Raw genomic sequence first — 22,844 nt, forward strand, 5'->3', positions numbered from 1 at the left:
GCTAGGCGGGCTCCTCGGCCGGCTCGATCGCGCCGTCGGCGACGCCCGCGGCGTATTCACGCGCGTCGAGGCCGAGCAGGCCGCGCAGCACCGCGTCGTTGTCCTCGCCGACGCGCGCCCCCGCGCGGCCGCTGCGGCCCGGGGTGCCGCGCAGGCCGAGCGGCACGCCGGTCGCGACGACGCGGCCCCGGACCATGTGCTCGATCTCCTCGAAGAAGCCGCGCGCGAGGAGCCCGGGGTCGCGGAGCAGGTCTGCCGCGGTCTGCACGACCCCGGCCGCGACGCCCGCCGCCTGGAGCGCGTGCATCAGCTCGAAGGCGTCGCGCCCGGCCGTGGCGCGCTCCAGCTCGCGGTCGAGGGCCGCGGCGTGGGCGAGGCGCGCCGCGTGGGTTGCGAAGCGCGCGTCCCGGCCCCAGTCCTCGCGCGCGAGCACGGCGCACAGGCGCGCCCACTCGCCGTCGCCGGAGACGGAGACGGCGCACCAGCGGTCGTCGCCGGCACAGCGGTAGACGCCGTGGGGCGCGGCGCGCAGCGAGCGGTTGCCGAGCCGCTCGGGCTCGTGACCGTTCGCGAGCCGTTCGAGCAGCACGGGGCCGATCGCGGCCGCGGCCGCCTCGTACTGCGCGAGGTCGACGTGCTGGCCGCGTCCGCTCCGCGCGCGGAAGTGGAGCGCGGCCAGCACGGCGACCAGGCCGTGCAGGGCGGCGATCGCATCCGGATAGGCGAACTGGGTCACGGCGCAGTCGCGCTCCGGGAAGCCGGAGAGACGCGCCAGCCCGGAGAGCGCCTCGATGTTGGGCCCCCAGGTGACGTAGCGGGAGCAGGGCCCCGTCCGGCCGTAGCCGGAGCTCGAGAGCATCACCAGCTCGGGCCGGACCCGGCGCAGCGCCTCCCAGCCGAGCCCGAGCTTGTCGAGCACGCCCGCACTCTGGTTCTCGACCACCACGTCCGCCGTGGCGACGAGCCGCCGGGCCAGCTCGACCGCGCGGGGACGGGTGAGGTCGAGCGCCACGAAGCGCTTGCCGGCGTTCCAGTCGGTGAACCAGGGCGAGAGCCGGGGCTGGATGCCGCGCTCGGGCTCGCGGGGCGGGACGTACTGGCGCACCACGTCGGGGCGCCGGTGCGATTCGACCCGGATCACGTCGGCGCCGCACCACGCGAGGAGGCGGCCGATCCAGGGCCCCGCCATCGCGGCCGAGAACTCGACCACGCGCAGGCCGGCGAGCGGCGGCGCCGGGCCGGATCCCGGGAGATCGACGCCTTCCGGTGTCGGATGCGCCGGGGGGCCCAGCTCGAGCGCCGAGCCGTCGCGGGCGGCCTCCTCGCGCCGCAGCTCGGCGTCGTGCTCGCCCGGCTGCGGCGCTGGCCGGCGCACCGCCCACGGCGTCTCGGAGAGCCGATAGGGCGCGCCCGGCATCTGCAGGCAGCCGCGGCCGGCGTGCTCGACCGCGACGAAGAAGCCGCGCGCGGCGAGCTGCGGATCCGCGATCACGGCGCCGGCCCCCTGGAGCGGCGTGCAGGCGAGGTGGCGGGTCTGCGCCTCGCGGTAGAGCTCGTCGACGCTGAAGCGCTCGGCGAGCTCCACGAGCCACAGGTCGATCAGCTCGCGGTACGGGATGCGCCGCGAGGAGGGGCCCTCGAAGAGGGGATCGAGGATCTCCTGGACGCCCGTCACCTCGGCAACCCAGCGCGCCAGCGCCTGCCAGTGCCCGGGACGGTTCACCATCAGGTAGGCGAGCCCGTCCCGGCAGCGGTAGATGCCCGAGGGCACCGAAGCGAAGAGCCCCGCACCGGCGCGCCGGGGCAGGATGCCGTCGTCGAGGAACTTCCCGGCCCCACAGATGTGCGACACCGAGGCCACCGCCTCCTGCACCGACACGTCGACGTGCTGCCCCGCGCCGGTGCGCACGGCGTGGAGCAGCGCGACGAGGCTCGCCGAGGCGGCCACCAGGGACGCCGCCACGTGGGCCTGCCGGCCGGCCAGCCGCACCGGCGGGTCGTCGGCCTCTCCGATCACCTGGAGCGCGCCACCGAGCGCGTTCGCGACCAGGTCCGACGAGCGCCAGGCGCGCCGCGGCCCGGTCTGCCCGAAGCCGGTGATCGAGGTCAGCACGAGGCGCGGGTTGTCCGCGCGCAGCGCCTCCCAGCCGAGGTCCAGGGCGTCGAGATGGCCGGGCGGGAAGGTCTCCACGACGAGCGCGGCGCCGCGGGCGAGGCCTCGCAGGCGCGCGCGGTCCGCGGCCCGCCCGAGGTCGAGCGTCAGGCTGCGCTTGTTCGTGTTGGCGTAGAGGAAGGGAAGGCTCCGGTCGGCGCCGGCCTCGCCGCCCCAGAAGGGAGGGATCCGGCGGCTCGCGTCGCCGCCCGGGGGCTCGATCTTGATCACGTCGGCCCCGAGGTCGGCCAGGAGCTTGCCGCAGCCCGCGCCCGTCTCGTCGCAGAGCTCGAGCACCCTCGAGCCCCCGAGCGCGCCATCCTGCCCGCCGTCCACCCGCTCCTCCCCCTGCTCCTCGGGCCTCGCGCCGGCGCCTGCCGGGCGCGACTGTATCGCGCCCGGGTCCCCGCCCGACCCGGATCCTCCGCGCCGGCCTATGATCGGGAGGACGGCGGCGCAGCGCCCGTTCCGAGGAGATCCCGGCATGTCGACGAAGCTCGCGCTCCTGGCACTGCGGCTCCTGGCGCTCTCCTTCGCGCTGGTCGGCACGCAGTTCGCGCTGGCCCCGGACGCGACGATCCGCGGGCTCGACGCCGCGGGCGCCTGGCTCGGCGACTTCGCACCGACGCCCGCGACCGGTGCGCGCCTGTGGCTCGCGCTGGCGGTCGCGTACATGGTGCTGGTGACGCTGCTCGCCTGGCTCGCGCAGCGCGACCTCGCGCACGCGCGCCCGTATCTCGCGCTGCTCTTCGCAGGCAAGGCGAGCTCGTCGCTGGGGGCCCTCGCGGCCTACCACGGCGTCGCGCCGGCCTTCCCCTACCTCGCGAACTTCCTGGTCGACGGCGCGATCGCCGCGGGGGTCGCCGGGATCTGGCTGGCGGCCCCGCAGCTCGCCGCGGAGCTCCACGCGCCCCGGCCGAGCGCGGCTCCCGCCCTCGGGGCCCGCGGCCGGCGCGTGCTGCGCGCGGCGCTCGAGGCGCTGGCGCCCCCCGGTGCGGGAGCGATCCCGCGCGATGCCGACCCGGCCGCGTGGACGGCGGCGGTCGAGGACTTCGCGCGCGGCGCCGGTGGGCTCGCCGGGGTACGCGCGCTGCTCTGCGCGCTCGAGCTCTCGCCCTTCGTGCTGCCTCCCGTCTGGCTGCGCCGCTTCTCGAAGCTCGCGCTCGAGGACCGGGTGCGCGTGCTCGAGGCATGGGAGCACTCGCGCCTGCCGGGACGCCGGGAGGGCGTGGCGCTGCTCAAGCTCCTCGCGCTGCCGCAGATCTACGGGGAGCCCGAGCTGCTGCGGGCCCTGGGTTATCCCGACCCGCTCGACCGCGTGCCGCTCGACGAGCCGCTTGCCGCCCCGCGCGCCGGGGTCGCGCCGTGAGCCCCGATCCCGAGCGCCCGGGCGACGTCCAGGAGCGCGCCGAGGTCGTGGTGATCGGCACGGGGGCGGGCGGCGCGGTGGTGGCGGCGGAGCTCGCGGCGGCGGGGATCGACGTCGTCGTGCTCGAGGAGGGCGACGACCCGGCGCGGCTCGCGCCGCGCCTGGGCCCCCTCGCGCGGATCGGCGCGCTCTACCGCAACGGCGGCATGACGGGCGCCTTCGGCAACGCCTTCATCGGGGTCCCGATCGGCCGGACCCTGGGCGGCACGACGGCGATCAACTCGGGCACCTGCTGGCGCGCGCCCGCCGAGGTGCTCGCGCGCTGGGAGCGCGAGACCGGCGTCCGGGGCCTCGCCGACGGCGGGCTCGACGCCGAGTACGCGCGGGTCGAGGAGGTGCTCTCGGTGTCGCGCGTGCCCGAGGCCCTGCTCGGCCCCGGAGCCCGGCTCGTGCGCCGCGGGGCGGAGGCGCTCGGGCTGCACACGGAGCCGCTCCCCCGCAACGCGGTCGGGTGTCGAGGCACCGGCGTCTGCGCCTTCGGCTGCCCGCGGCGCGCCAAGCAGTCCACCGACGTCTCCTACATGCCGCGCGCGCTCGCAGCGGGCGCGCGGCTCCATCTGCGCGCCCGCGCCGAGCGCATCGAGCTCGAGCACGGCCGCGCGGCGGGCGTCGTCGCCACCCGCCTCGACGGGCAGGATCGGCCGGTCGGCACCTTGCGCGTGGCGGCGCCGCGCGTGGTCGTGGCGGCGGGGGCCCTCCTCACGCCCGGCCTGCTCGCGCGCAGCGGGCTCGCGCCGCGCGGATCGCCGGTAGGCCGGCATCTCCGCCTGCACCCGGCGTCGCGCGTGGCGGCGCGCTTCGACGAGCCGGTGCGCGCCTGGGAGGGCGTGCCCCAGAGCCTCCAGGTCCGCGACTTCGAGGACGAGGGCATCGTGCTCCAGGGCATCTGGGTGCCGCCCGACCTGCTCGCGGCCACCGTGCCCGGAGCCGGGCGGGCGCACGCCGAGCGCATGCAGGCCGTCGACCACCTGGCGTCGTTCGGCGCCCTGATCAGCGACACCAGCGAGGGTCGAACCACGGGCGGTCGCGGCTTCGCCTGGTACCGGATGGGCCGCGACGACGTGCGCCGCATGCAGCGGGCCGTGTCGCTGCTCGCGCGCATCTGGTTCGCCGCGGGCGCACGCGAGGTCTACCCGGGGGTGCGCCAGGCGCCCGTCCTGCGTTCGGCCGCGGAGGCGGAGGCGCTCGGGCGCGCCTCCCTGCGCGCGGCGGACTTCGAGATGATGGCCTTCCATCCGATGGGCACGGCGCGGATGGCGGCCGATGCGTCGCGCGGCGCCGCCGACCCCGCGGGACGGCTCCATCACGCCCCGAGCGTGATCGTCGCGGACGCGAGCCTCCTGCCGGGCTCGACGCGGCTCAACCCCCAGCTCACGATCATGGCCCTCGCGACCCGGATCGCCCGCGGGCTCGCGGCCGAGCTCCGGCCCGGCGGGGCGTAGTCCGAGCGGCGGGGTCTAACGCGGCCGGAGGATGAACCCGCAGGCCATGCAGTGGTGGGGATTCCAACGCGGACCGAGGTGCCTGCGGCACGCGGGGCAGCGCCAGTTGACCCAGGAGAAGACCACCGCGACCCCGAGCAGGAACGCCGCGCCGAGCAGGATCGGGAGGAGACCCAGGTCGACCGAGTAGCGGGGCGCCTTGACGAGCAGGAAGAGCGCGCCACCCGCGGGTGCCACGGCGGCCACCTGGTACTGCCTCGTCTGCCGGAACCGGGCCCGGAGCGCCGCCGTGCGGTTGTCGCCGAACTTCACCGTTCCCACCCTGCGTGTCTCCTCCTGCGGCGGAACGTGGGAGCCCCTCCCGCGCTGGGATATGACCGTCGTCATAGGAACCTGCGAGCGAAGCGCAAACCTCCTCGCTCACACCCCCCGAGATCCGATCCGCAGCGAGCCGGAGGATGCCATGAAGGACTTCTTCCACTACGACCACCTGCGCCTGCGCTACGACCCCTTCCCGATCGGCCTTGCGCGCCCGCTGATGGATCCGGCGGACTACCGCGCGCTGCTCTCCGCATGGCCGTCGCGCGAGCGCTTCACCTCGCTCTCCAAGGTCGGCGACAAGCTCACGCTCTCGGAGCGTTTCAACGGCGACCAGTACCGCGACCTCATGACGAGCGACCCCTTCTGGCGCGAGCTCCACGGCTGGATCAAGAGCGACCGCTTCGTGCGGGGCGTGCTCGCCGCGCTCGCCGAGCGCCACGTCGATCTCGGCTTCGATCTCGGCGAGAAACGGAGCGTCCTGCTGCTCCGGCGGCTCGCGGACGCCTGGCGGGGCGGCTCGCGCACGAGCTCGCTCGAGCTGCACTCGCGCTTCGAGCTCTCCATGATGCCGGCCCGCGGCGGCCACATCCTCCCGCACACCGACGGCGTCCAGAAGGTGGTGACGCTGGTGGTCTCGGTGCTCGAGGAGGGGGAGTGGGATCACGCCTGGGGAGGCGGCACCGACATCAACCGCCCCAAGGACGACACCCGGATCTTCAACCGGCGCAACGCGCAGCTCTCCTTCGACGAGGTGACCGTGCTCGACACCTTCGCCTTCGAGCCGAACCAGGCCGTCATCTTCGTGAAGACCTTCAACTCGCTCCACTCGGTGCGGCCGATGACCGCACCCGACCGCGAACGCATGCGGCGCACCCTGACGATCAACATCGAGATCCCGAGCTGAGGCGCCGCCCGCACACCGGGAGGGACCGTGTCCGACAAGCCCTGCATCTTCGTCCACACCAACCACCGCCAGTACGTGGGTGCGCTGGTGTCGCAGTACTCGATGCGCCGGAACGCGCGCGACCCCGGCGCCTTCGACGTCCAGATCCTCGACGCCCGCGACCACGCCTTCCTGCGCGCGCGGGAGGGCCAGACCTTCCTGCGCAACGGCCGGCGCGTGGTCTGGCGCTTCGAGGACCTCCAGTCCTTCACCCCCCTGCGCTTCCTTCCGCCGGAGCGGATGGGCTACCAGGGGCGCGCCCTGGTGGTCGACCCCGACGTCTTCGCCGTGGGGGACGTGACCGAGCTCCTGACCCGCGACATGCAGGGCAAGGCCATCCTGTGCCGGATGCGCGCCAAGTCGAAGGGCGAGGCCGGCGGCCGGGCGAGCAGCGTCATGCTGCTCGACTGCGCGCGCCTGCGGCACTGGCGCTGCGAGCACGACTTCGCGGAGCTCTTCGAGGGCGAGCGCGACTACCAGGACTGGATCTGCCTGAAGCTCGAGCCGAGCGACTCGATCGGGCTCTTCGAGGACGAGTGGAACGACTTCGATCGCCTGACGCCGGCCACCCGGCTGATCCACAACACGAAGCGCCAGACCCAGCCCTGGAAGACCGGGCTGCCGCTCGAGTTCGAGCCGTCCCCGCGCCCGGTGCGGGCAAACGAGCCGGCGACCTGGATCCGGCCGGTGAAGCGGCTGCTCGGGCGGGACGGCCGTCCGAAGCACTACGCGCCGCACCCCGACCCCCGCCAGGAGCAGCTCTTCTTCGGCCTGCTGCGCGAGTGCCTCGACCAGGGCATCGTGAGCGAGGCCATGCTGCACGACGAGATGGCCCAGGGGCACGTGCGCCGGGACGCTCTCGAGGTGCTGAAGCGCACGCCTCCGCTGGCCGCCTAGAGGCGGCGCCTTGCGAGGGGAGGACGTCGCCAACAGCGTCACCCACGGGCTCGGCCTGCTGGCGAGCCTCGTCGGTCTGCCCGTCCTGGTGCTGGCCGCAGCGGGCCGCGGTGATGCCCTCGAGGTCGCCGGCGCGAGCGTCTTCGGCGCGTCGCTGGTGGCGCTCTACGCGGCGTCGACGACCTATCACGCCTGGCCGCGCACCCCGACCCGGGGGACCCTGCAGGTGGTGGACCACGCCGCGATCTACCTCCTGATCGCGGGCACCTACACGCCCTTCACGCTGGGCGTCCTGCGCGGGGCCTGGGGCTGGACGCTCTTCGGGGTCGTCTGGAGCCTCGCGGCGGCCGGCGTCGTGACGAAGCTGCTCCTGGGGGTTCGTGGTCCCCGCCTCTCGACCGTGCTCTACGTCGCCATGGGCTGGCTCGGGATCGTCGCGATCCGGCCGATGACCGAGCATCTGCCGGCGGCAGGCCTGGCCTGGCTCCTCGCCGGCGGGCTGCTCTACACCGCGGGCATCGCGTTCTACGCCTGGGAGCGCCTGCGCTACGGGCATGCCGTCTGGCATCTCTTCGTGCTCGGCGGGAGCGCCTGCCACTTCGTGGCCGTGCTCCGCTACGCGCTGCCGGCCTGAGAGCCTGTGAGGGAATCGGCGACCGAGCAGCGCGCCGTCGCCGGTAGGCCAGATGCAAGGCGCGACGACGAGTCCGATCGCTCTGAGCCCTCCCGGCGGGCGCCGGGCCGTGAGATCGGTCACCGTCGGGTCGGTCACGAGCCGGGCCTCGCGACCGTACGGATCGCCGGGCCCGGGAGAGTGTGAGGAGGAGCTTCCAGGCATGATCGAGAAGACCATCGAGGTCTGGCATCGCATCGTCCGCGGGGAGCTCCCGGGCGGCCTCGACGAGCTCCTGGCCGACGACTGTGTCTTCCATTCGCCGATCGTGTTCACGCCCCAGAAGGGCAAGGCGATCACCAGGCTCTATCTCGAGGCGGCGGGGGCCACCTTCCGCGGCGAGGGAGACGGACGCGGGCTCGAGGGCGGCGTTCCCGAGGCGAAGCTCCGCTACGTGAAGGAGGTCCTGTCGGGCCGCCACGCCGTGCTCGAGTTCGAGGCCACGGTGGACGGCAAGACCGTGAACGGCGTCGACATGATCACCTGCGACGACGCGGGCCGGATCGTCGAGTTCAAGGTGATGGTCCGCCCCCTCCAGGCCGTGAACCTGATGCACCAGAAGATGGCGGCGATGCTCGAGCAGCTGAAGCCGCGCTGAGGGGGCGCCGCGAGCTATGACGACAGTCATACCCCCGGGGTCCCATCCCTCATACAAAGGCCGACACGAAGGTGGGCGGGGCTTGGAGCGTGACGAGGGTGATCGCGGCCGGCCGGGGTTCGGGTGAGGCGCTGATGCGTGCGGGCGAAGCCGCGCGTGCCGTCCCTGCGGGCCCGCCGGCCGGGGACTGGAGGCGTCCCCGCTTCCGCGGACCGAGCCTGGCGCGGATGGCGCGCGAGATCGACGCCGGGGTCCTGCGCTTCCATCTCGCCTACGAGCTGCGCCGGTGGCTGCGGCGCCGGCTCTCGGGCCCCGACGCGGGGCTCCCGACGGCCCTCTTCCTCGAGACGTCGAGCTACTGCGAGGGCGCCTGCGCCGACTGCTACGTGCCGGCCGCCGACCGCCGCCGGCATCTCCAGCTCGACCGCGCCACGCTCGACCGCCTGCTCGCGGACGCCGGGCGCCTGCCGCTCGCCTTCGTCTGCCTGGTGGGCGGCGAGCCCCTCGACGGCTCGGTCGTGGAGCGCAACGTCGAGCTCGTGCGCGATCACCCGCGCACGCGCTTCCTGATCTGCACCAGCGGCGAGCCGGGGATCGGGCCGGAGCTCGGCCGCGAGCTCGGCGCGCTGCGCAACCTGTCCCTGCTCGTGTCCTTCGAGGGCCTTCCGGAGACCCACCAGCGGATCCGCCCGCGCGGCAGCTTCGAGCGCGCGTGCGAAGCCGTCGAGGCCTACCGCCGCTACGGCCGGGGCATGTGCGGGGCCAGCGTCACGCTGCGGTCGGACAACTGGCGCGAGGCGACGAGCCGGGCCTTCGTCGAGCGGCTCGTCGCCGCCGGCTGCCACTTCCTGTCGTATTCCCCGTGCGAGACCCGGGACGGCCGCCAGGCGCTCGACCCCGGGCTCTACGCCGACGCCCTCGTGCGGCTGGCGGCGCTCTCCACCTCGGCAAGGACGCTGTTCTTCTGCCACCCCTTCGGGCAGATCCTCGGCGGGAGGGTCGCGCCGGTGCAGCGCGTGCGGCCGCTCACGGTGGACTACGCCGGCAACGTCTACACGGCTCGCCGCGGGCCCTCGTTCGGCAACGTCCACGACGTCGGTCTCGCCGCCGTGCTCGCGCGGCCCGCGCTGCGGGCCTCCTACGGCGAGCCGGTGCCGGGCCCGACCGGTGCTCCGCTCGCAGCGTCGCTCGGCGCATGAGCCCCGGCCCGCGGCCCCCCGGTCTTGACAGCGGGGCCGACAGCCGATCGACTTCCCGCAGCGCCCCTTCCTTCGACGCGCCCGATCGGAGACGCCCGCCATGCCCCTCACGGTGACCCTCCCGGCCGCGCGGTCCGCGCGCCTTCCCGACGGCGTCGCGATCCAGCCGCGGCGCTTCGACTTCGAAGGTCTCGACCGGATCCCCCAGTACTGGTTCGGGGACAACCCGATCCTCACGCACACCGAGAACGCCTTCTCGATCCTGATCCCGCCCGGGGAGCGCTTCTTCATCCGGTCCGTGCAGCACTACGCGGACCGCGCGGAGGATCCGGAGCTGCGCGAGCTGATCCGCGCCTTCGTCCAGCAGGAGGCCCTGCACACGCGGGCGCACAACGACTTCAACGCCTCGCTCGCGCGCTTCGGCGTCCGCGTCGAGCGCGAGATCGCCTACGCCGACCGCGTGATGGCCCGGCTGCAGCGGTGGCTGCCCCGGAAGATGCAGCTCGGCGTCACGGTCTTCCTCGAGCACCTGACCGCCACCGGCGCGCACATGCTCTTCCTCGAGCCGGCGATCGCGCGCGCCATGCACCCCGAGATGCTGCGCTTCTGGCGATGGCACGCGGTCGAGGAGCTCGAGCACAAGGCGGTTGCCTTCGACCTCTTCCGCGAGGTCGGCGGCGGCTACCTGCTGCGCGTGACCTCCGCGCTCACGGCCGCCCTGCTCCTCACGCTCCCCTTCGTGAAGATCACGCGGCGCATGATGCGGGAGGACCCGACGCCCGTCACCGGCTCCATGCGCGAGCAGGCGCGGGAGCTGAACCGCAAGGCCATGGGCCCGCAGCTCCGCCTGGTCCGCGACTACTTCCGGCGCGACTTCCATCCCTGGCAGAACCACGACGAGCCGGATCTCGCCGCCTGGTACGCCTCCCCCGAAGCGCCGGGCGGCTACGGCGGGGCGGCCTGAAGCGAAGCGTCTCCGCGGGCTACGGTCTCCGGATGTCCACACCGCTGCCGACGCGCTTTCCCTCGCTGCTCGGGCTCGCCGCGCTGCCCTGGTTCGCGCGCAGCGACGAGGGCCGGCTCGTGCTGCGCGACCGCAGCGTCGGCCCGATCGCCGACCTGCACACGCACCTGGCGCTCTCCTTCGGCCGCCCGCCGAGCGTGGACCTGGAGCGGCTCCACCCGGAGACGCAGCACTACCTCCCGAGCTGCTGCGGCCTCGACCTCGACGTCTACGCGAACCAGAACATGACGCGCGAGCACGTGCGGGAGCTCACCCGCGACCTCACCTGGCGAAGCCTCGGCCCGCGCGGCATGCGCGCGACCCACACCGCCCCAAACCTCTTGCGCGAGATGGACGAGACCGGGATCCGCGCCGCCCTCCTGCTGCCGATCGACTACCCGGTGCTCTCCCGCAACGCCGACACGGCGCTGGCCCAGGCCCGCGCCCACTCCGGACGCCTGCTCTCGTTCGGCTCCGTGCACCCCTTCGCACGCGACGCCGAGCGCCGGCTCGACGGCCAGCTCGCGCAGGGCGCGCGCGGGGTGAAGGTGCACCCCGGCGTCCAGCTCGTGCGCCCCGACGCCCGCCGCGCACGCCGGCTCTACGGGATGTGCGGCGAGCGCGAGATGGCCGTGTTCTGGCACTGCGGGCCGGCGGGCATCGAGCCGCGCCTGGGCCGGCACCTGAACCAGGTGCGCTGGTACGAGGCGCCGATCGCCGGGCATCCGCGCACGACCTTCGTGCTCGGCCACGCGGGCGCCCGCCAGTTCGAGCAGGCCCTTGCGCTGCAGCGCCGGTATCCGAACGTGTGGCTCGAGACCTCGAGCCAGTCGCTCGCCAGCGTGCGCCGCATGGTCGAGGCCGGTGACACCACCCGCATCGTGCACGGCTCGGACTGGCCGTTCTACCACCCGGCGATCAGCGTGGCGAAGGTGCTGATCGCGACGGAAGGCCGTCCGGAGGCGCGACACGGGATCCTGTGGGCGAACGGAGCACGGCTGCTCGGGATCGAGTGAGCTGGCGCGTGCCCGGCGCGGGCGGGCGCCGGCGCGTCAGGCGGAAGCGCCGCGCCACGCCGCGCGGCGGCTGCGGTGGCGGGCGGGCGCCGGCGTCGCGAGCAGCGCGCGGGCCTGCTCGGGGACGCGTTCGAGTCCGGCGAGGTCGATCGCGCTCGGATCGGGCGGCGCGAGCGCCGCGGCGAGCCAGCCCGTGATGCGCTCGGGGGTGAGCGCCTCCGGCGCCAGGACCTCGGCGAGCCCGAGCGCCCGCAGGCGCTCGGCGCGGATCCACTGCTCGCTGCGCGGACGCACGCGCGGGACGACGAGCAGCGGCTTGCGCGCCGCGAGCGCCTCGCACACGGTGTTGTAGCCCCCCATCGCGACGATGCGGTCGGCGCTGCACACGAGCGGAGCGACGTCCTTCACGAACTCGATGAGGCGCAGGCGGGGATGCGTGTCCGCCTGCGCCTCCAGACGCCTGCGCGCGTCGGGTGGCAGGAAGGGCCCCGTCACGATCACGCCCACGGCGTCCTCGGGGATCCGCGCGTGGGCGAAGCTCCAGGCCACCGGGAAGCCGTCCTGTCCGCCGCCCAGGAGGCAGAGCAGGAGCCGGCCCTCCGGGATACCGAGCCGCGCGCGGTGCGCGCGCGCTGCCGCGGGCGCCGGCGCCTGCCAGCGCGGCGCCAGGTAGCCCGTGAAGGAGGCGAGGTCCGCGAGCCCGGCGGTGACCGGGTACTCGGCGAGGGGGTCGTAGAGGGCACGGTCGCCGTACACCCAGATCGCGTCGAAGTGGGCGCGCACCGCCTCGGTGGCGCGATCGGCGCGCCACTCGCGCTCGACGGCGGCGGGCTCGTCGAGGACGTCGCGCAGCCCGAGCACGCAACGCGTGCCGCCCCGGCGGCGAAGCGTCGCGAGCGCGGGTGCGAGCTCCCCCTCCACGCCGAGCGGGCGCTTGTCCACGATCAGCAAGCGGGGCGCGAAGGCCTCGAGCGCCGCGGCGATCGTGCGCGCGCGGAGACCCGTCAGCTCGCCGAGCCCGAGTGCCAGCGATCGCGACCGGTAGCGGCCGTCCCCCTCCTTCGCGAGCGAGGGCAGGGTGAGGCAGTCGGTGCGCGGCGGGAGCTCGAGGACGCCGGCCTCCTGCACGCCCGAGACGACCAGCACCGACGCGCCGAGCGGCGACTCGGCGAGCGCCCGGGCGATCGCGAGGTTGCGCCGCAGGTGCCCGAGCCCCATGGCGTCGTGCGCGTAGAGCGCCACGCGCAGGCCCGGACCGCCAGCGACCATCGCCCCCCCTCGGCTGGATCCTCGCTCCAGCCGGGCAGGGATAGCAGCCGGCAGGCCGGTGAGCCGGCGGAGATCGGAGGGCAGGGCGACGACGCGCGCCTTCGCACGCGCGAGGGGGAGCTGCGGCTACGCGTCGAGATCCCCGTAGTACGGGATCCGGACGCCCTGTGCCGGCGCGGCCCCTCCCGACGGCGCCCGCGCCGCGCCCACCATCGCGAGCGTGATCGGCGCGATCACGGCCGGGTCGACCCGCACGTCCACGCAGGCCGGCTTGCCGCTCGCGAAGGCCCGCTCGAGCGCCGGCCCGAGCTCGCGCGGGCTCTCGACGTGCTCGGCGTGGCAGCCGAAGCCGGCGGCCGCGAGGTCGTAGCGGGTCGGGGCGAGGTCCGTCACCACGCGCCGGCCGGGGCCGAAGAGCAGCTCCTGGCCGTGCGCCGACATGCCCCATTGGCCGTCGTTGGCGATCACCGTCACGATCGGGAGCCCGTGCCGCACGAAGGTGTCGAACTCGGCGAAGTTGAGGCCGACCGAGCCGTCGCCCACGATGCAGAGCACCGGGCTCCCGGGATGGGCCACCTGGGCCGCCAGCGCAAAGGGCAGGCCGGTGCCGAGGCAGCCGAGGTAGCCGTGCGACAGGAAGCGCCCCGGCGCGTGGACCTCCGCCACCATCTCCATCCAGGAGGCCGTCTCGCCGCCGTCCGCCGTCACGATGGCGTCCTGCGGCAGGCGCTTCACGATCTCGCTGACGAGGCGATAGGGGTGGACCGGCCCGCTCTCGCTCGCGAGCGCCTGCGCGAAGAGCATCCGGTGCCCCTCGCGCACGCCCCGCACCGCCTGCTGCCAGGCCGTACCCTCGGGCCAGCGCCGTCCCTTGGCCGCGGCGCGCAGCGCGACGAGCGCCTCGCGGCAGTCGGCCACGATGCCGAGCTCGACGTCGCGGTTGCGGCCGATCTCCTCGGCGCACACGTCGACCTGGATCAGCCGGGCGGCAGCGGGGATCAGCGGGTGGGCGGGATGTCCGGTGAAGAGGCCGAGGCGGGCGCCCAGCACCAGCACGACGTCGGCGTCGCCGCCCCCGCCGGCGCGGCCGAGGAAGGCGAGATGCGGCAGCCCGCGGCCGCAGAGCGGATGTCCGGCGGGCACGAGGCCGTGGCCGCGCCCGTTCGAGAAGACCGGGATCCCGGTCTCCTCGGCGAAGGCGGTGAGCTCGCCCGCAGCCTCGGCGAAGCGCGCGCCGCCGCCCACCACGATCGCGGGACGCTCCGCCCCGTGCAGCCAGGCGATCGCCTGCTCGACCGCCACCGCGGGCGGGGCCGGGGGCGCATCGGGGGCGACCTTCGCGGGCCGCCGCACCCGGGCGGCGTCGGTGCGCGCGAAGAGCACGTCGATCGGGAGCTCGAGGTACACCGGACCGGGCCGGCCCGAGCGTGCGATGCGCAGCGCCTGCGCCACCAGGTCCGGGATGCGATGGGTGTGGGTCACGCGATGCGCCCACTTCGTGATCGGCGTGACCAGCGCGAGCTGGTCGAAGCCGCCCTGGAGCGGCAGCAGCTCCGCGTCGCGCAGGGGAGCGGCTCCGGCCACGAAGAGCGTCGGCACGCAGTCGAGCCGGGCGTTGGCGATCGCCGTGATGCAGTCGGTGAGGCCGGGCCCGGCCGTCACGAGGGCGACCCCGGTCTGGCCCGTGACGCGCGCCCAGCCGTCGGCGGCGTGCCCCGCGGCCTGCTCGTGGCGCGTGTCGACGAGCCGCAGCCCGCGGTCCTTCGCGGCCTGGTAGATGGCGTCGAGGTGCCCGCCGTGGAGCGTGAAGAGCGTGCGGATGCCCGCGCTCTCGAGCGCCCGGACGAAGAGCTCGCCGCCGTCGGTGGTGTCCACGCGTCCTGCCTCCTCGATCCGTGCGCGAGCTCGGGCCGCGCGCGCGATGCTAGGCGGCTCGCGCCAGGATCGCGAGCATCTCGTCCCGCGGCGGGCCTGGAAGGGCGGGGGCGCGCTCGTGGCGGCGGGCGTGGGCCGCGAGCACGCGGGAGGCGACATCCGGCCGTGTCATCGCGCCCGGATCGTCGAGCATGTGGACGACGCGCAGGAAGGCGCGCAACACGTGGAGGTCCTCGCGCAGCGCCGGCAGCAGCCCGTTGCGCAGCACGTTGCGCGCCCAGGCGACCGGGTCGACCGTCCCGTCGGCGCGCTCGAAGTGGTAGGGGTCCTCGCCGCGCCGCAGCGCCTGGTTGACGAGCACGGCGTCGCGATCCTGCGCGATCTGCGCGCCCACCCAGGGCGCGCACTCGCGCTCGACCGCGCTCTCGAGGTCGAGCGCCAGCGCGCGGGGATCGTCGGGGTGGCGGGCGAGCGCGTCGGCGAGCGCGTAGGCGGCGATCCAGGCGAGCGTGCAGCCACGACCCGTGATCGGGTTGGCGTGCGCCAGCGCATCGCCGATCGCCACCAGGCCGAGCGCCAGCGGCTCGCCGTCCTGCACGAGGTGACGGCGCACGTCGTTCAGGTTCGCCATGCCGTGGACGTCGGAGATCGGCGTCGAGACGTCCGCCCGTACCCACGGCTCGACGAGCGGCAGGGCGTGCGTGACGGCCTCGAAGCCGGGCTTGCGCAGGATCGCGCGCAGCGGGTCGTCGTCGGGGGCGGCGGCGATCGTGACCGAGAAGGTGCCGCCGTCGCCCGGGAAGATCCCGCACTTCAGGTAGCCCAGATCGGCGCCGATCACGGCATCGGGGGCCGGGCGCCCGACGCCGGGCAGCAGTCGATAGAAGCGCGAGCTGTAGTAGATCCCGCACGCCTGCCGCACCTCTTGCGGACGCGGCGCGCCGATCGCCACGAGCCAGTCGGGCAGGCGCGAGCGGCGGCCGCTCGCGTCGACGACGAGGTCTGCGGGAAGGGTCGTCTCCTCGCCGCCGCGGGAGCGCAAGCGCACGCCGCGCACGCGGGGCGGGCCGGGAGCCCCGTTCTCGGCCACGAGCCCGGTCACCTCGACGCCGCTGTGGTACTCGACGAGGCCCGTCTCGAGCACGTGCTGGCGCAGCGCCCACTCGAGCGTCACGCGACGGCAGGCGAGCAGGACCATGTCGTCGTCGCCGGGCTCGAAGGTGGCATCCGGGAACCAGGCCCGCGCCTGTCCGCGGAACGGGATCTCCTCGGCGCCGAGCGCGAGCAGCCGCCGCAGCAGCTCGGGCTCGCGGTCGCGGATCAGGTTGTGCATCCGCGCCAGGAAGGCGTGCGAGTGCCGGATCTGGGGCGAGCCGCGCCGCTCCCAGGGGTCGTAGGCGTCGTCTGGCGAGGTCGGGATCGGCAGCGGATCCTTGTCGAGGATCACCGGGCGCCAGCCGTTGCGCGCGAGCGCGAGCGCGCCGATGAGCCCGGCTACCGCCCCCCCGACCACGACCACCCGCCCGCCGGATCCGCTCATCCCGGGCAGGGTCGAGAACCGGTTCTACCGGCGGGTATGACCGCCGTCATGTGCCGCAGGGCCGCAGGCGACCGTTCCTCCGGGTTATCGCCATCACGCCTGATGCTGGTCGTTGCCGTCTCGCATGAGGCCCGTCCTGCGATCGGCGTGGTGTCGGCCGCACGACGAGGCGCGCTCGAATCCCGAGTGCCTGCCGGATACGGCCTCGGCCGGTCACGCTCGTGGAGCGACATGACGATCGTCATAACCCGGGCATGGGGGAAGTGCTCCCGTCTGTGCGGCACGGCGGCTCCTCGTCCAAGGCGGGGGGCGCGAACGGAGGAGCGACCGTGATCCGAGCGTTGCGATCGTTGTATGGCTGTAGCGCACTGCTGGCCCTTGCCTGCGGGTCCCCGGTCGCGCCCGGTTCCGAGTCCGCCTCCACCCTGCCCGACATCGACCCTGCGAAGCTGCCGGTGGTCGAGGCCCGCCTCGGGGTGGCGCCGCTCGCGGCGCCCCCGGTGAACCGCGACCACCCCGCGCGCGTGGTCGTCGAGATCGAGGTGCGCGAGGCCGTGAAGGAGATCTCCGAGGGCGTGAAGTACACGTTCTGGACCTTCGGCGGCTCGGTGCCCGGGCCGATGATCCGGGTGCGGCGGGGCGACGTGGTCGAGCTGCACCTCCTGAACCACCCCGACAACACGATGCCCCACAACATCGACCTGCACGCGGTCACGGGGCCGGGCGGCGGCGCCGCGAGCACCTTCACGGCACCGGGCAACCGCACCCAGTTCAGCTTCCGGGCCCTGAACACCGGCGTGTACATGTACCACTGCGCCGAGGCTCCGGTGGGCATGCACATCGCCAACGGGATGTACGGGATGATCGTGGTCGAGCCCGAGGAGGGCCTGCGCCCGGTCGACCGCGAGTACTACGTGGTGCAGGGCGACTTCTACACGAAGGGAGACTTTCGCGAGCCGGGCCACCAGCCCTTCGACATGCAGCGCGCGATCGACGAGGACCCCTCCTACGTGCTCTTCAACGGGCGCGAGGGGTCGCTGGTCGGCGAGGGTGCCCTGCAGGCCGACGTGAACGAGACGATCCGCCTGTTCATCGGAAACGGGGGGCCGAACCTCGTGAGCTCGTTCCACGTGATCGGCGAGATCTTCGACGTGGTGCACCCGGAGGGCAGCCCCACCGTGAATCGCGACGTCCAGACCACGCTGATCCCGGCCGGTGGCGCCGCCATCGCGGAGTTCGCGACGGAGGTGCCGGGCAACTACGTCCTCGTCGATCACTCGATCTTCCGGACCTTCCACAAGGGAACCCTCGGGCTGCTCCAGGTGAAGGGCCCCGAGAACCGGCTGGTCTACTCCGGGCGCGAGAAGGAGGGGACCTACCTGGCGGGCGCGCCCTCCGACTCGGCGGCCGGCGCCAGCGCCGCCGCGGGCGGCGATTCCCCCGACGCGAGCCATGCACGGGGGCAGACCGTGTACCAGTCCGTGTGCTCCACCTGCCACCAGAGCGAAGGCCAGGGCCTCGGGGACGTCTTCCCGCCGCTCGCCCAGAGCGACTACCTGATGGACAAGGAGCGCTCGATCCGGATCGTCCTCGGGGGCCTCACCGGGCCGGTGGTCGTGAACGGGAAGACCTTCAACAGCGTCATGCCGCCGCTCATGCACCTCGGGGACCGCGAGGTCGCCGACGTCCTGACCTTCGTGCGCAAGAGCTTCGGCAACCAGGGCGACGCCGTCCGCGAGGAGGAGGTGGCGCTCGTGCGCGAGGCGCTCCGCACGGAGCAGAAGGCGGCACTCCACTGAGGCCCTGCCGCACCGCCATCGCGTGGCTCGGGGTCGTGCTCGGGCTCGCAGCCGCCCCGGTGACGGCGTCCAGCACGCCGCCCGGGATGCGGCTCGTCCCCGCCGGCTACCACGTTCCCTTCCACTCGCGGGGAGGGGGCCAGGCGAGCCGCTGGGTCGACGCCGTCTGGATGGACGAGCGGCCGGTCACGAACGAGGAGTTCCTGGCCTTCGTCCGCGAGCAGCCGCGCTGGCGCCGCTCGCGGGCGGCGCCGGAGGTCGTGGACGCCGCCTATCTCTCGCACTGGGCGGGCGATCTCGAGCTCGGGCCCGAGGCCGGGCCGCGCCAGCCGGTCACGTTCGTCTCCTGGTACGCGGCCCGCAGCTATTGCCAGGCGCGGGACGCGCGCCTGCCGAGCGAGGCGGAGTGGGAGTGGGCCGCCATGCCCGCCGGGCCCGAGGAGGAGGCGGAGATCCGCGAGCGCACCTTCGCCTTCTACGGCCGTCCCCGGCAGCCGCTCCCCGACGTCGGAACGTCGCCGCCCAATCGCTACGGGCTGCGCGACCAGCACGGCGTGTTCTTCGAATGGGTGTCCGACTTCCAGGAGAGCCAGGCCGCGCTCCAGGCCCCGGAAGAGGGCGGCCAGGCGGGCGACCGGAAATCGGATGGCTGGTGCGGCGGGAGCGCGTCCAGCGCCGGGGACGTGCGCAACTACGCCGGCTTCGTGCGTCACGCCTTCCGCTCGAGCCTCCAGCCTCGCTTCACCCTGCACCATCTCGGATTCCGCTGCGCGCGCAGCGCCTTCTGAGGCGGCGCCCGCGCAGGGCCAGGAAGGACCCGGACGCCCGTGGACCCCCGGATCGACGCCACCCCCGACGAGCTCGAGCAGTTCCGGAAGCTCGGGTTCTTCGCGCGCGCGTCCGTGTTCTCCGAGGCCGAGCTCGGGCCGCTGCGCGAGGCCGCCGAGAGCGCGCACCAGGCGATCCTCGACGCCGCCCTGGCGGAGCCCACGACACCCATCGAGCAGATCGACAACCAGCGCTACCAGGTGCTGCGGGGCTCGACGATCAAGTGGGAGTGGCGCGAGGACCTCCGCGCCGTCCGCTCGATGGAGCCCTGCCACCACCTCGACCCGCGCCTCGCGGCATTGGTCGACGACCCGCGGCTCTGGGGTCCCGTGCGGAGCGTCCTCGGCGGCGAGGCGCTGAGCCTGTTCAGCGACAAGCTCAACGTGAAGCGCCCGGGCGGCGCCCCCTTCCCCTGGCACCAGGAGAGCCCGTACTGGGCGTACGGAGCCGAGCGTCTCGACCGGATCGTGAGCGTCCTCTTCTACCTGGACGACGCGAGCGAGGAGAACGGCTGCCTCTGGGTGATCCCCGGCAGCCACGAGCTCGGGCACCTTCCGGGCCTCGCGGACCGGGGGACGCTCGGCGCCCTGTACACCGACGTTCGTGGGGTTCCCGGGACGCCCTACCCGGTCGAGCTGCCGGCCGGCTCGGTCCTCACCTTCCACCGCGACCTGGTGCACGGGTCGCGGAGCAACCGCAGCCGCACGGACCGCCGCGTCTTCGTGGCGGCCTACCAGCCGGCCGGGCTGCGGCGCTGGCGCACGGGCCAGGTGCGCAGCATCGGCCCGAGCGCCCAGCCGCCCACCCCCTCGCCCTGAGGGGGCGGTGGCTTCCTATGATCGCGGTCATAGGAGGATCCACCGGGGCGCTGTTTCCTGCCCCCGGCATCGGCCGAACGACCGATGCGCGTCGCTCCGGGTGCTCCGTAGATTTCCACGAAGCCGGGAAGTCCCGGAGCCCGGGCCGACTGGAAACCCGTAGCGGCGACGAGCCGCCTTGCTTTGGGCGCCAGACAGGCGCAGGAGCCGAAGTCGAGTATGAGCAACGCGAAGAGGAACCTCGCGCAAATCCTGCACGACAAGAAGACCTGGTGGGTCCACTTCCTGATCGTCGCGGCGATCTGCCTCGCTGGACTCGTCTACCTCGGTACGGAGACCTACACGGGCGCTCCGCCCCTGGTCGACTTCGTCTCCTCCCGAGGCGAGGTGGTGCTCCCCGAGGCCACCATCAAGAAGGGCCAGGAGGTGTTCCACCTCCGGGGCCTCATGGGCTACGGCTCCTTCTGGGGCGACGGTGCCGAGCGGGGGCCGGACTTCACGGCCGACGCGCTGCACCGGAGCGTCGTCGCGATGCGGGCGTTCTACACCCAGCAGCGTGGTGGCGAGCAGGCGCTCAGCCAGTACGACAAGGACGCGATCGACGCCCAGGTGACCCGGGAGATCAAGACCAACACCTGGGACGAGGCCGCCGGGCACATCGTCCTCACCGATGGCCAGATCCACGCGATCGAGCAGTTGAAGGTCCACTACCAGCGGATGTTCAACGACCCGAACTACGAGGAGGCCTTCGATCCCGCCGGGTTCATCAGCGACCCCAAGGAGATCGAGGCCCTGACGGCGTTCTTCTACTGGGGCGGCTGGGTCGCCGGCGCGAAGCGGCCGGGGCAGGACTACAGCTACACGCACAACTGGCCCTATGACCCGGAAGCCGGGAACGTGGCGACGAACCAGACGCTGCTCTGGAGCGTGATCTCGATCTTCGGCCTGTTCGCGGGCATCCTGGTGATCCTCTACATCTACGGCCAGTTCAAGGAGATGGGCGACGCGTTCACCGGCAACGGGACCTCGCTCACCACGAACGACCTCGAGATGGGCCGGATCCGCGCCACGCAGCGGGCGACCTACAAGTTCTTCGTCCTCTCGATCCTGCTCTTCGGCCTCCAGGTCCTGGCCGGGATGCTGGCCGCCACCGACTTCGTCCGCCCGTTCGGGATCTCGCTCGCGAGCATCATCCCGTTCATGGTCCTGCGGGCCTACCACACGCTGTTCCAGATCTACTGGTTCTTCATGGCGTGGGTCGGCTACACGCTGTTCTTCCTGCCCCGGATCTCGCGGGTTCCGAGCGGGCAGCTGTTCCTGATCAACCTGCTCTTCGGGATCAGCGTCCTCACGGGCGTCGGGGCGCTGGTCGGGATCTACGCCTCGCACACCGGGATGATCACCGGTGCGACCGCCTACTGGCTCGGAAGCCAGGGCTGGGAGTTCATGGAGCTCGGCCGCTTCTTCCAGTACACGCTCCTGCTCTCCTTCGCGCTCTGGATCTTCATCATCTACCGCTCGGTCCGCCCGTGGCTGACGGTGAAGAACATCTGGTCGGTGCCCTCCTGGCTCCTCTACGGCAGCGGGATCATGGTCGCCTTCCTGTTCTTCGGTCTGATGATCTCGCCGGACCAGAACTGGGCCGTCGCCGACTACTGGCGCTGGATGGTCGTGCACATGTGGGTGGAGGTGACCTTCGAGGTCTTCACCACCGTGATCGTCGGCTACATGCTGGTCCAGATGGGCCTGATCTCGCGGATGATGTGCGAGCGGGTGATCTTCCTCGCCGTCATGATGTTCCTCATCACGGCGACGCTGGGCATCTCGCACAACTTCTACTGGATCGCCAAGCCGACCGGGATCATCGCGGTGGGCGGCGTCTTCTCCACGCTCCAGGTGCTGCCGCTGCTCCTGCTCACGCTCGACGCGTGGCGCATGAAGGCAGAGGCGGGCAACGCGCGCGGGCACGTCGTCGCCGGCCGGCAGGTGTACGTGATGGAGGGTGTCTGGCTGTTCATCCTCGCGGTGAACTTCTGGAACATCTTCGGGGCCGGGCTCTTCGGCTCGCTGATCAACCTTCCGATCGTCAACTACTACGAGCACGCGACCTATCTCACCGGCAACCACGCGCACGCGGCCATGTTCGGTGTGAAGGGCAACATCGCGATCGGCGGGATGCTGTTCTGCATGCAGCATCTGCTCCACAAGAACGACTGGAACGAGAAGCTGGTCAAGACGGCATTCTGGTCGATGCAGATCGGCCTGCTGCTGATGATGACCCTCGACCTGTTCCCGGTGGGCCTCTACCAGCTCATGATCGTCTTCCAGGAAGGCCTCTGGTTCGCGCGGACCCAGGAGGTCCTGACGGGCCCCGTGTGGAGCACCCTCACCTATCTGCGCTCGATCGGTGGGACGCTGTTCATCGTGGGCGGCGTGCTGCCCCTGATGTGGTTCTTCGTGTCGCGGGCGGGCCGCCTGCGGGCGGAGACGCCGGAGCTCGAGTCCGAGGGGGAGTGGAGCGTCTACGAGAAGGACTGGGCTGCATAGCTCGGAACCGTCTCGTTCCGCTCGGCTGCAGGAAGCTAGGCGGCCGGCTCTCCGAGCCGGCCGCCTAGCGCGCGCGGAGGCTCCCCGAACCCATGGCCAACAAGATCACCGAGGCGTGCGTGAACTGCGGCGCCTGCGAGAGCGTCTGCCCAGCCGGGGGAATCTCCAAGGGCGAGGACGTCTTCGTCATCGACCCCGCGCTCTGCACCGAGTGCGTCGGGTTCTACCACACCCAGCAGTGCGCGCGCGTCTGCCCGGTCGATGCCAGCGTCGTGGACCCGGACAACGCGGAGACCGAGGACGTGCTCTTCGAGCGGGCCCAGAAGATGGCCGCCAAGCTCGGCCGCACGCTGGAGCTCGGGCCGGAGACCTCGCACTTCCGGGCCGACCAGCGCAGCACCGGCTCGACGCTCGGGAAGATGGCCCGTAGACTCGGCGGCCTGTTCCAGGGATCGTCGAGCCCGTCCGCCGACCAGGAGCGCAAGGAGCGCAGGT

At 73.2% G+C, this 22,844-nt stretch carries 18 protein-coding genes and 1 pseudogene; 14 read left to right on the forward strand and 5 right to left on the reverse strand.

Features of this window, described 5'->3' with window-relative positions; genetic code table 11:
• Position 1: 1 nt before the first annotated feature.
• Positions 2-2,488, reverse strand: a complete 2,487-nt coding sequence (locus tag OZ948_13745; protein ID MEB2345790.1) for a CoA transferase — start codon at positions 2,486-2,488, stop codon at positions 2-4.
• Between the two features lie 148 nt (positions 2,489-2,636).
• Here OZ948_13745 and OZ948_13750 point away from each other — a divergent pair, with 148 nt between their 5' ends.
• Together OZ948_13750 and OZ948_13755 are read left to right on the forward strand one after the other, a co-directional pair.
• On the forward strand, positions 2,637-3,521 hold the full coding sequence (locus OZ948_13750; GenBank protein MEB2345791.1) for a hypothetical protein: 885 nt from the start codon (positions 2,637-2,639) through the stop codon (positions 3,519-3,521).
• On the forward strand, positions 3,518-5,023 hold the full coding sequence (locus OZ948_13755; protein ID MEB2345792.1) for a GMC family oxidoreductase: 1,506 nt from the start codon (positions 3,518-3,520) through the stop codon (positions 5,021-5,023). The genes OZ948_13750 and OZ948_13755 overlap by 4 nt, the downstream gene beginning before the upstream one ends.
• A 15-nt stretch (positions 5,024-5,038) precedes the next feature.
• On the opposite strand, the gene OZ948_13760 is transcribed toward OZ948_13755, so the two are convergent.
• The gene (locus OZ948_13760) at positions 5,039-5,344 is read right to left on the reverse strand and encodes a hypothetical protein (protein ID MEB2345793.1); all 306 of its coding nucleotides are present in this window, start codon (positions 5,342-5,344) and stop codon (positions 5,039-5,041) included.
• A 142-nt stretch (positions 5,345-5,486) separates the two neighbouring features.
• On the opposite strand from OZ948_13760, the gene OZ948_13765 reads away from it, so the two are divergent.
• From OZ948_13765 to OZ948_13795, 7 genes are all read left to right on the forward strand, one after another.
• Positions 5,487-6,248 (forward strand): hypothetical protein, encoded by a 762-nt coding sequence (locus OZ948_13765; GenBank protein MEB2345794.1) that lies wholly within the window; start codon positions 5,487-5,489, stop codon positions 6,246-6,248.
• Positions 6,249-6,275: 27 nt separating this feature from the next.
• Entirely contained in the window at positions 6,276-7,184 is a 909-nt protein-coding gene (locus OZ948_13770) for a hypothetical protein (protein ID MEB2345795.1), read from the forward strand.
• A 10-nt stretch (positions 7,185-7,194) separates the two neighbouring features.
• Complete coding sequence (locus OZ948_13775; protein MEB2345796.1) at positions 7,195-7,818, forward strand: hemolysin III family protein; 624 nt, start codon at positions 7,195-7,197, stop codon at positions 7,816-7,818.
• A 202-nt stretch (positions 7,819-8,020) separates the two neighbouring features.
• Positions 8,021-8,455, forward strand: a complete 435-nt coding sequence (locus OZ948_13780) for a nuclear transport factor 2 family protein (GenBank protein MEB2345797.1) — start codon at positions 8,021-8,023, stop codon at positions 8,453-8,455.
• Between the two features lie 227 nt (positions 8,456-8,682).
• Positions 8,683-9,654, forward strand: coding sequence for a radical SAM protein (locus OZ948_13785; GenBank protein MEB2345798.1), 972 nt, complete (start codon positions 8,683-8,685; stop codon positions 9,652-9,654).
• A 100-nt stretch (positions 9,655-9,754) separates the two neighbouring features.
• Positions 9,755-10,618 carry a metal-dependent hydrolase gene (locus tag OZ948_13790; GenBank protein ID MEB2345799.1) on the forward strand — a complete coding sequence of 288 codons (864 nt, stop codon included), beginning with the start codon at positions 9,755-9,757 and terminating at the stop codon, positions 10,616-10,618.
• Positions 10,619-10,650: 32 nt separating this feature from the next.
• On the forward strand, positions 10,651-11,673 hold the full coding sequence (locus OZ948_13795) for an amidohydrolase family protein (protein ID MEB2345800.1): 1,023 nt from the start codon (positions 10,651-10,653) through the stop codon (positions 11,671-11,673).
• A 36-nt stretch (positions 11,674-11,709) separates the two neighbouring features.
• Here the strand turns inward: OZ948_13795 and OZ948_13800 are convergent, their stop codons facing one another.
• The 3 genes from OZ948_13800 to OZ948_13810 form a co-directional block, all read right to left on the reverse strand.
• Positions 11,710-12,942 carry a glycosyltransferase gene (locus OZ948_13800; GenBank protein MEB2345801.1) on the reverse strand — a complete coding sequence of 411 codons (1,233 nt, stop codon included), beginning with the start codon at positions 12,940-12,942 and terminating at the stop codon, positions 11,710-11,712.
• Between the two features lie 126 nt (positions 12,943-13,068).
• Entirely contained in the window at positions 13,069-14,817 is a 1,749-nt protein-coding gene (locus OZ948_13805) for a thiamine pyrophosphate-binding protein (protein MEB2345802.1), read from the reverse strand.
• 49 nt (positions 14,818-14,866) lie between these two features.
• Complete coding sequence (locus OZ948_13810; protein MEB2345803.1) at positions 14,867-16,357, reverse strand: FAD-dependent oxidoreductase; 1,491 nt, start codon at positions 16,355-16,357, stop codon at positions 14,867-14,869.
• Between the two features lie 350 nt (positions 16,358-16,707).
• On the opposite strand from OZ948_13810, the gene nirK reads away from it, so the two are divergent.
• The 5 genes and pseudogenes from nirK to OZ948_13835 all read left to right on the forward strand — a co-directional run bounded on the left by nirK (position 16,708) and on the right by OZ948_13835 (position 22,687).
• Positions 16,708-18,156: a copper-containing nitrite reductase gene (gene nirK / locus OZ948_13815; GenBank protein MEB2345804.1), complete on the forward strand. Its 1,449-nt coding sequence runs from the start codon at positions 16,708-16,710 to the stop codon at positions 18,154-18,156.
• Between the two features lie 59 nt (positions 18,157-18,215).
• Positions 18,216-18,944, forward strand: coding sequence for a formylglycine-generating enzyme family protein (locus tag OZ948_13820; GenBank protein ID MEB2345805.1), 729 nt, complete (start codon positions 18,216-18,218; stop codon positions 18,942-18,944).
• Between the two features lie 39 nt (positions 18,945-18,983).
• On the forward strand, positions 18,984-19,802 hold the full coding sequence (locus OZ948_13825) for a phytanoyl-CoA dioxygenase family protein (GenBank protein ID MEB2345806.1): 819 nt from the start codon (positions 18,984-18,986) through the stop codon (positions 19,800-19,802).
• Positions 19,803-20,021: 219 nt separating this feature from the next.
• On the forward strand, positions 20,022-22,349 hold the full coding sequence (locus OZ948_13830; protein ID MEB2345807.1) for a cbb3-type cytochrome c oxidase subunit I: 2,328 nt from the start codon (positions 20,022-20,024) through the stop codon (positions 22,347-22,349).
• 92 nt (positions 22,350-22,441) lie between these two features.
• Positions 22,442-22,687: pseudogene (locus OZ948_13835) on the forward strand (YfhL family 4Fe-4S dicluster ferredoxin).
• Positions 22,688-22,844: the final 157 nt, after the last annotated feature.

This window comes from Deltaproteobacteria bacterium (assembly GCA_035063765.1).
Classification (GTDB): domain Bacteria; phylum Myxococcota_A; class UBA9160; order UBA9160; family PR03; genus CAADGG01.

Coding starts and splice junctions, on each gene's coding strand:
- OZ948_13785 (MEB2345798.1), top strand. CDS start 8,683: ATGGCGCGCGAGATCGACGCCGGGGTCCTGCGCTTCCATCTCGCCTAC.
- OZ948_13830 (MEB2345807.1), top strand. CDS start 20,022: ATGAGCAACGCGAAGAGGAACCTCGCGCAAATCCTGCACGACAAGAAG.
- OZ948_13795 (MEB2345800.1), top strand. CDS start 10,651: ATGTCCACACCGCTGCCGACGCGCTTTCCCTCGCTGCTCGGGCTCGCC.
- OZ948_13765 (MEB2345794.1), top strand. CDS start 5,487: ATGAAGGACTTCTTCCACTACGACCACCTGCGCCTGCGCTACGACCCC.
- OZ948_13810 (MEB2345803.1), bottom strand. CDS start 16,357: ATGAGCGGATCCGGCGGGCGGGTGGTCGTGGTCGGGGGGGCGGTAGCC.
- OZ948_13780 (MEB2345797.1), top strand. CDS start 8,021: ATGATCGAGAAGACCATCGAGGTCTGGCATCGCATCGTCCGCGGGGAG.
- OZ948_13790 (MEB2345799.1), top strand. CDS start 9,755: ATGCCCCTCACGGTGACCCTCCCGGCCGCGCGGTCCGCGCGCCTTCCC.
- OZ948_13800 (MEB2345801.1), bottom strand. CDS start 12,942: ATGGTCGCTGGCGGTCCGGGCCTGCGCGTGGCGCTCTACGCGCACGAC.
- OZ948_13750 (MEB2345791.1), top strand. CDS start 2,637: ATGTCGACGAAGCTCGCGCTCCTGGCACTGCGGCTCCTGGCGCTCTCC.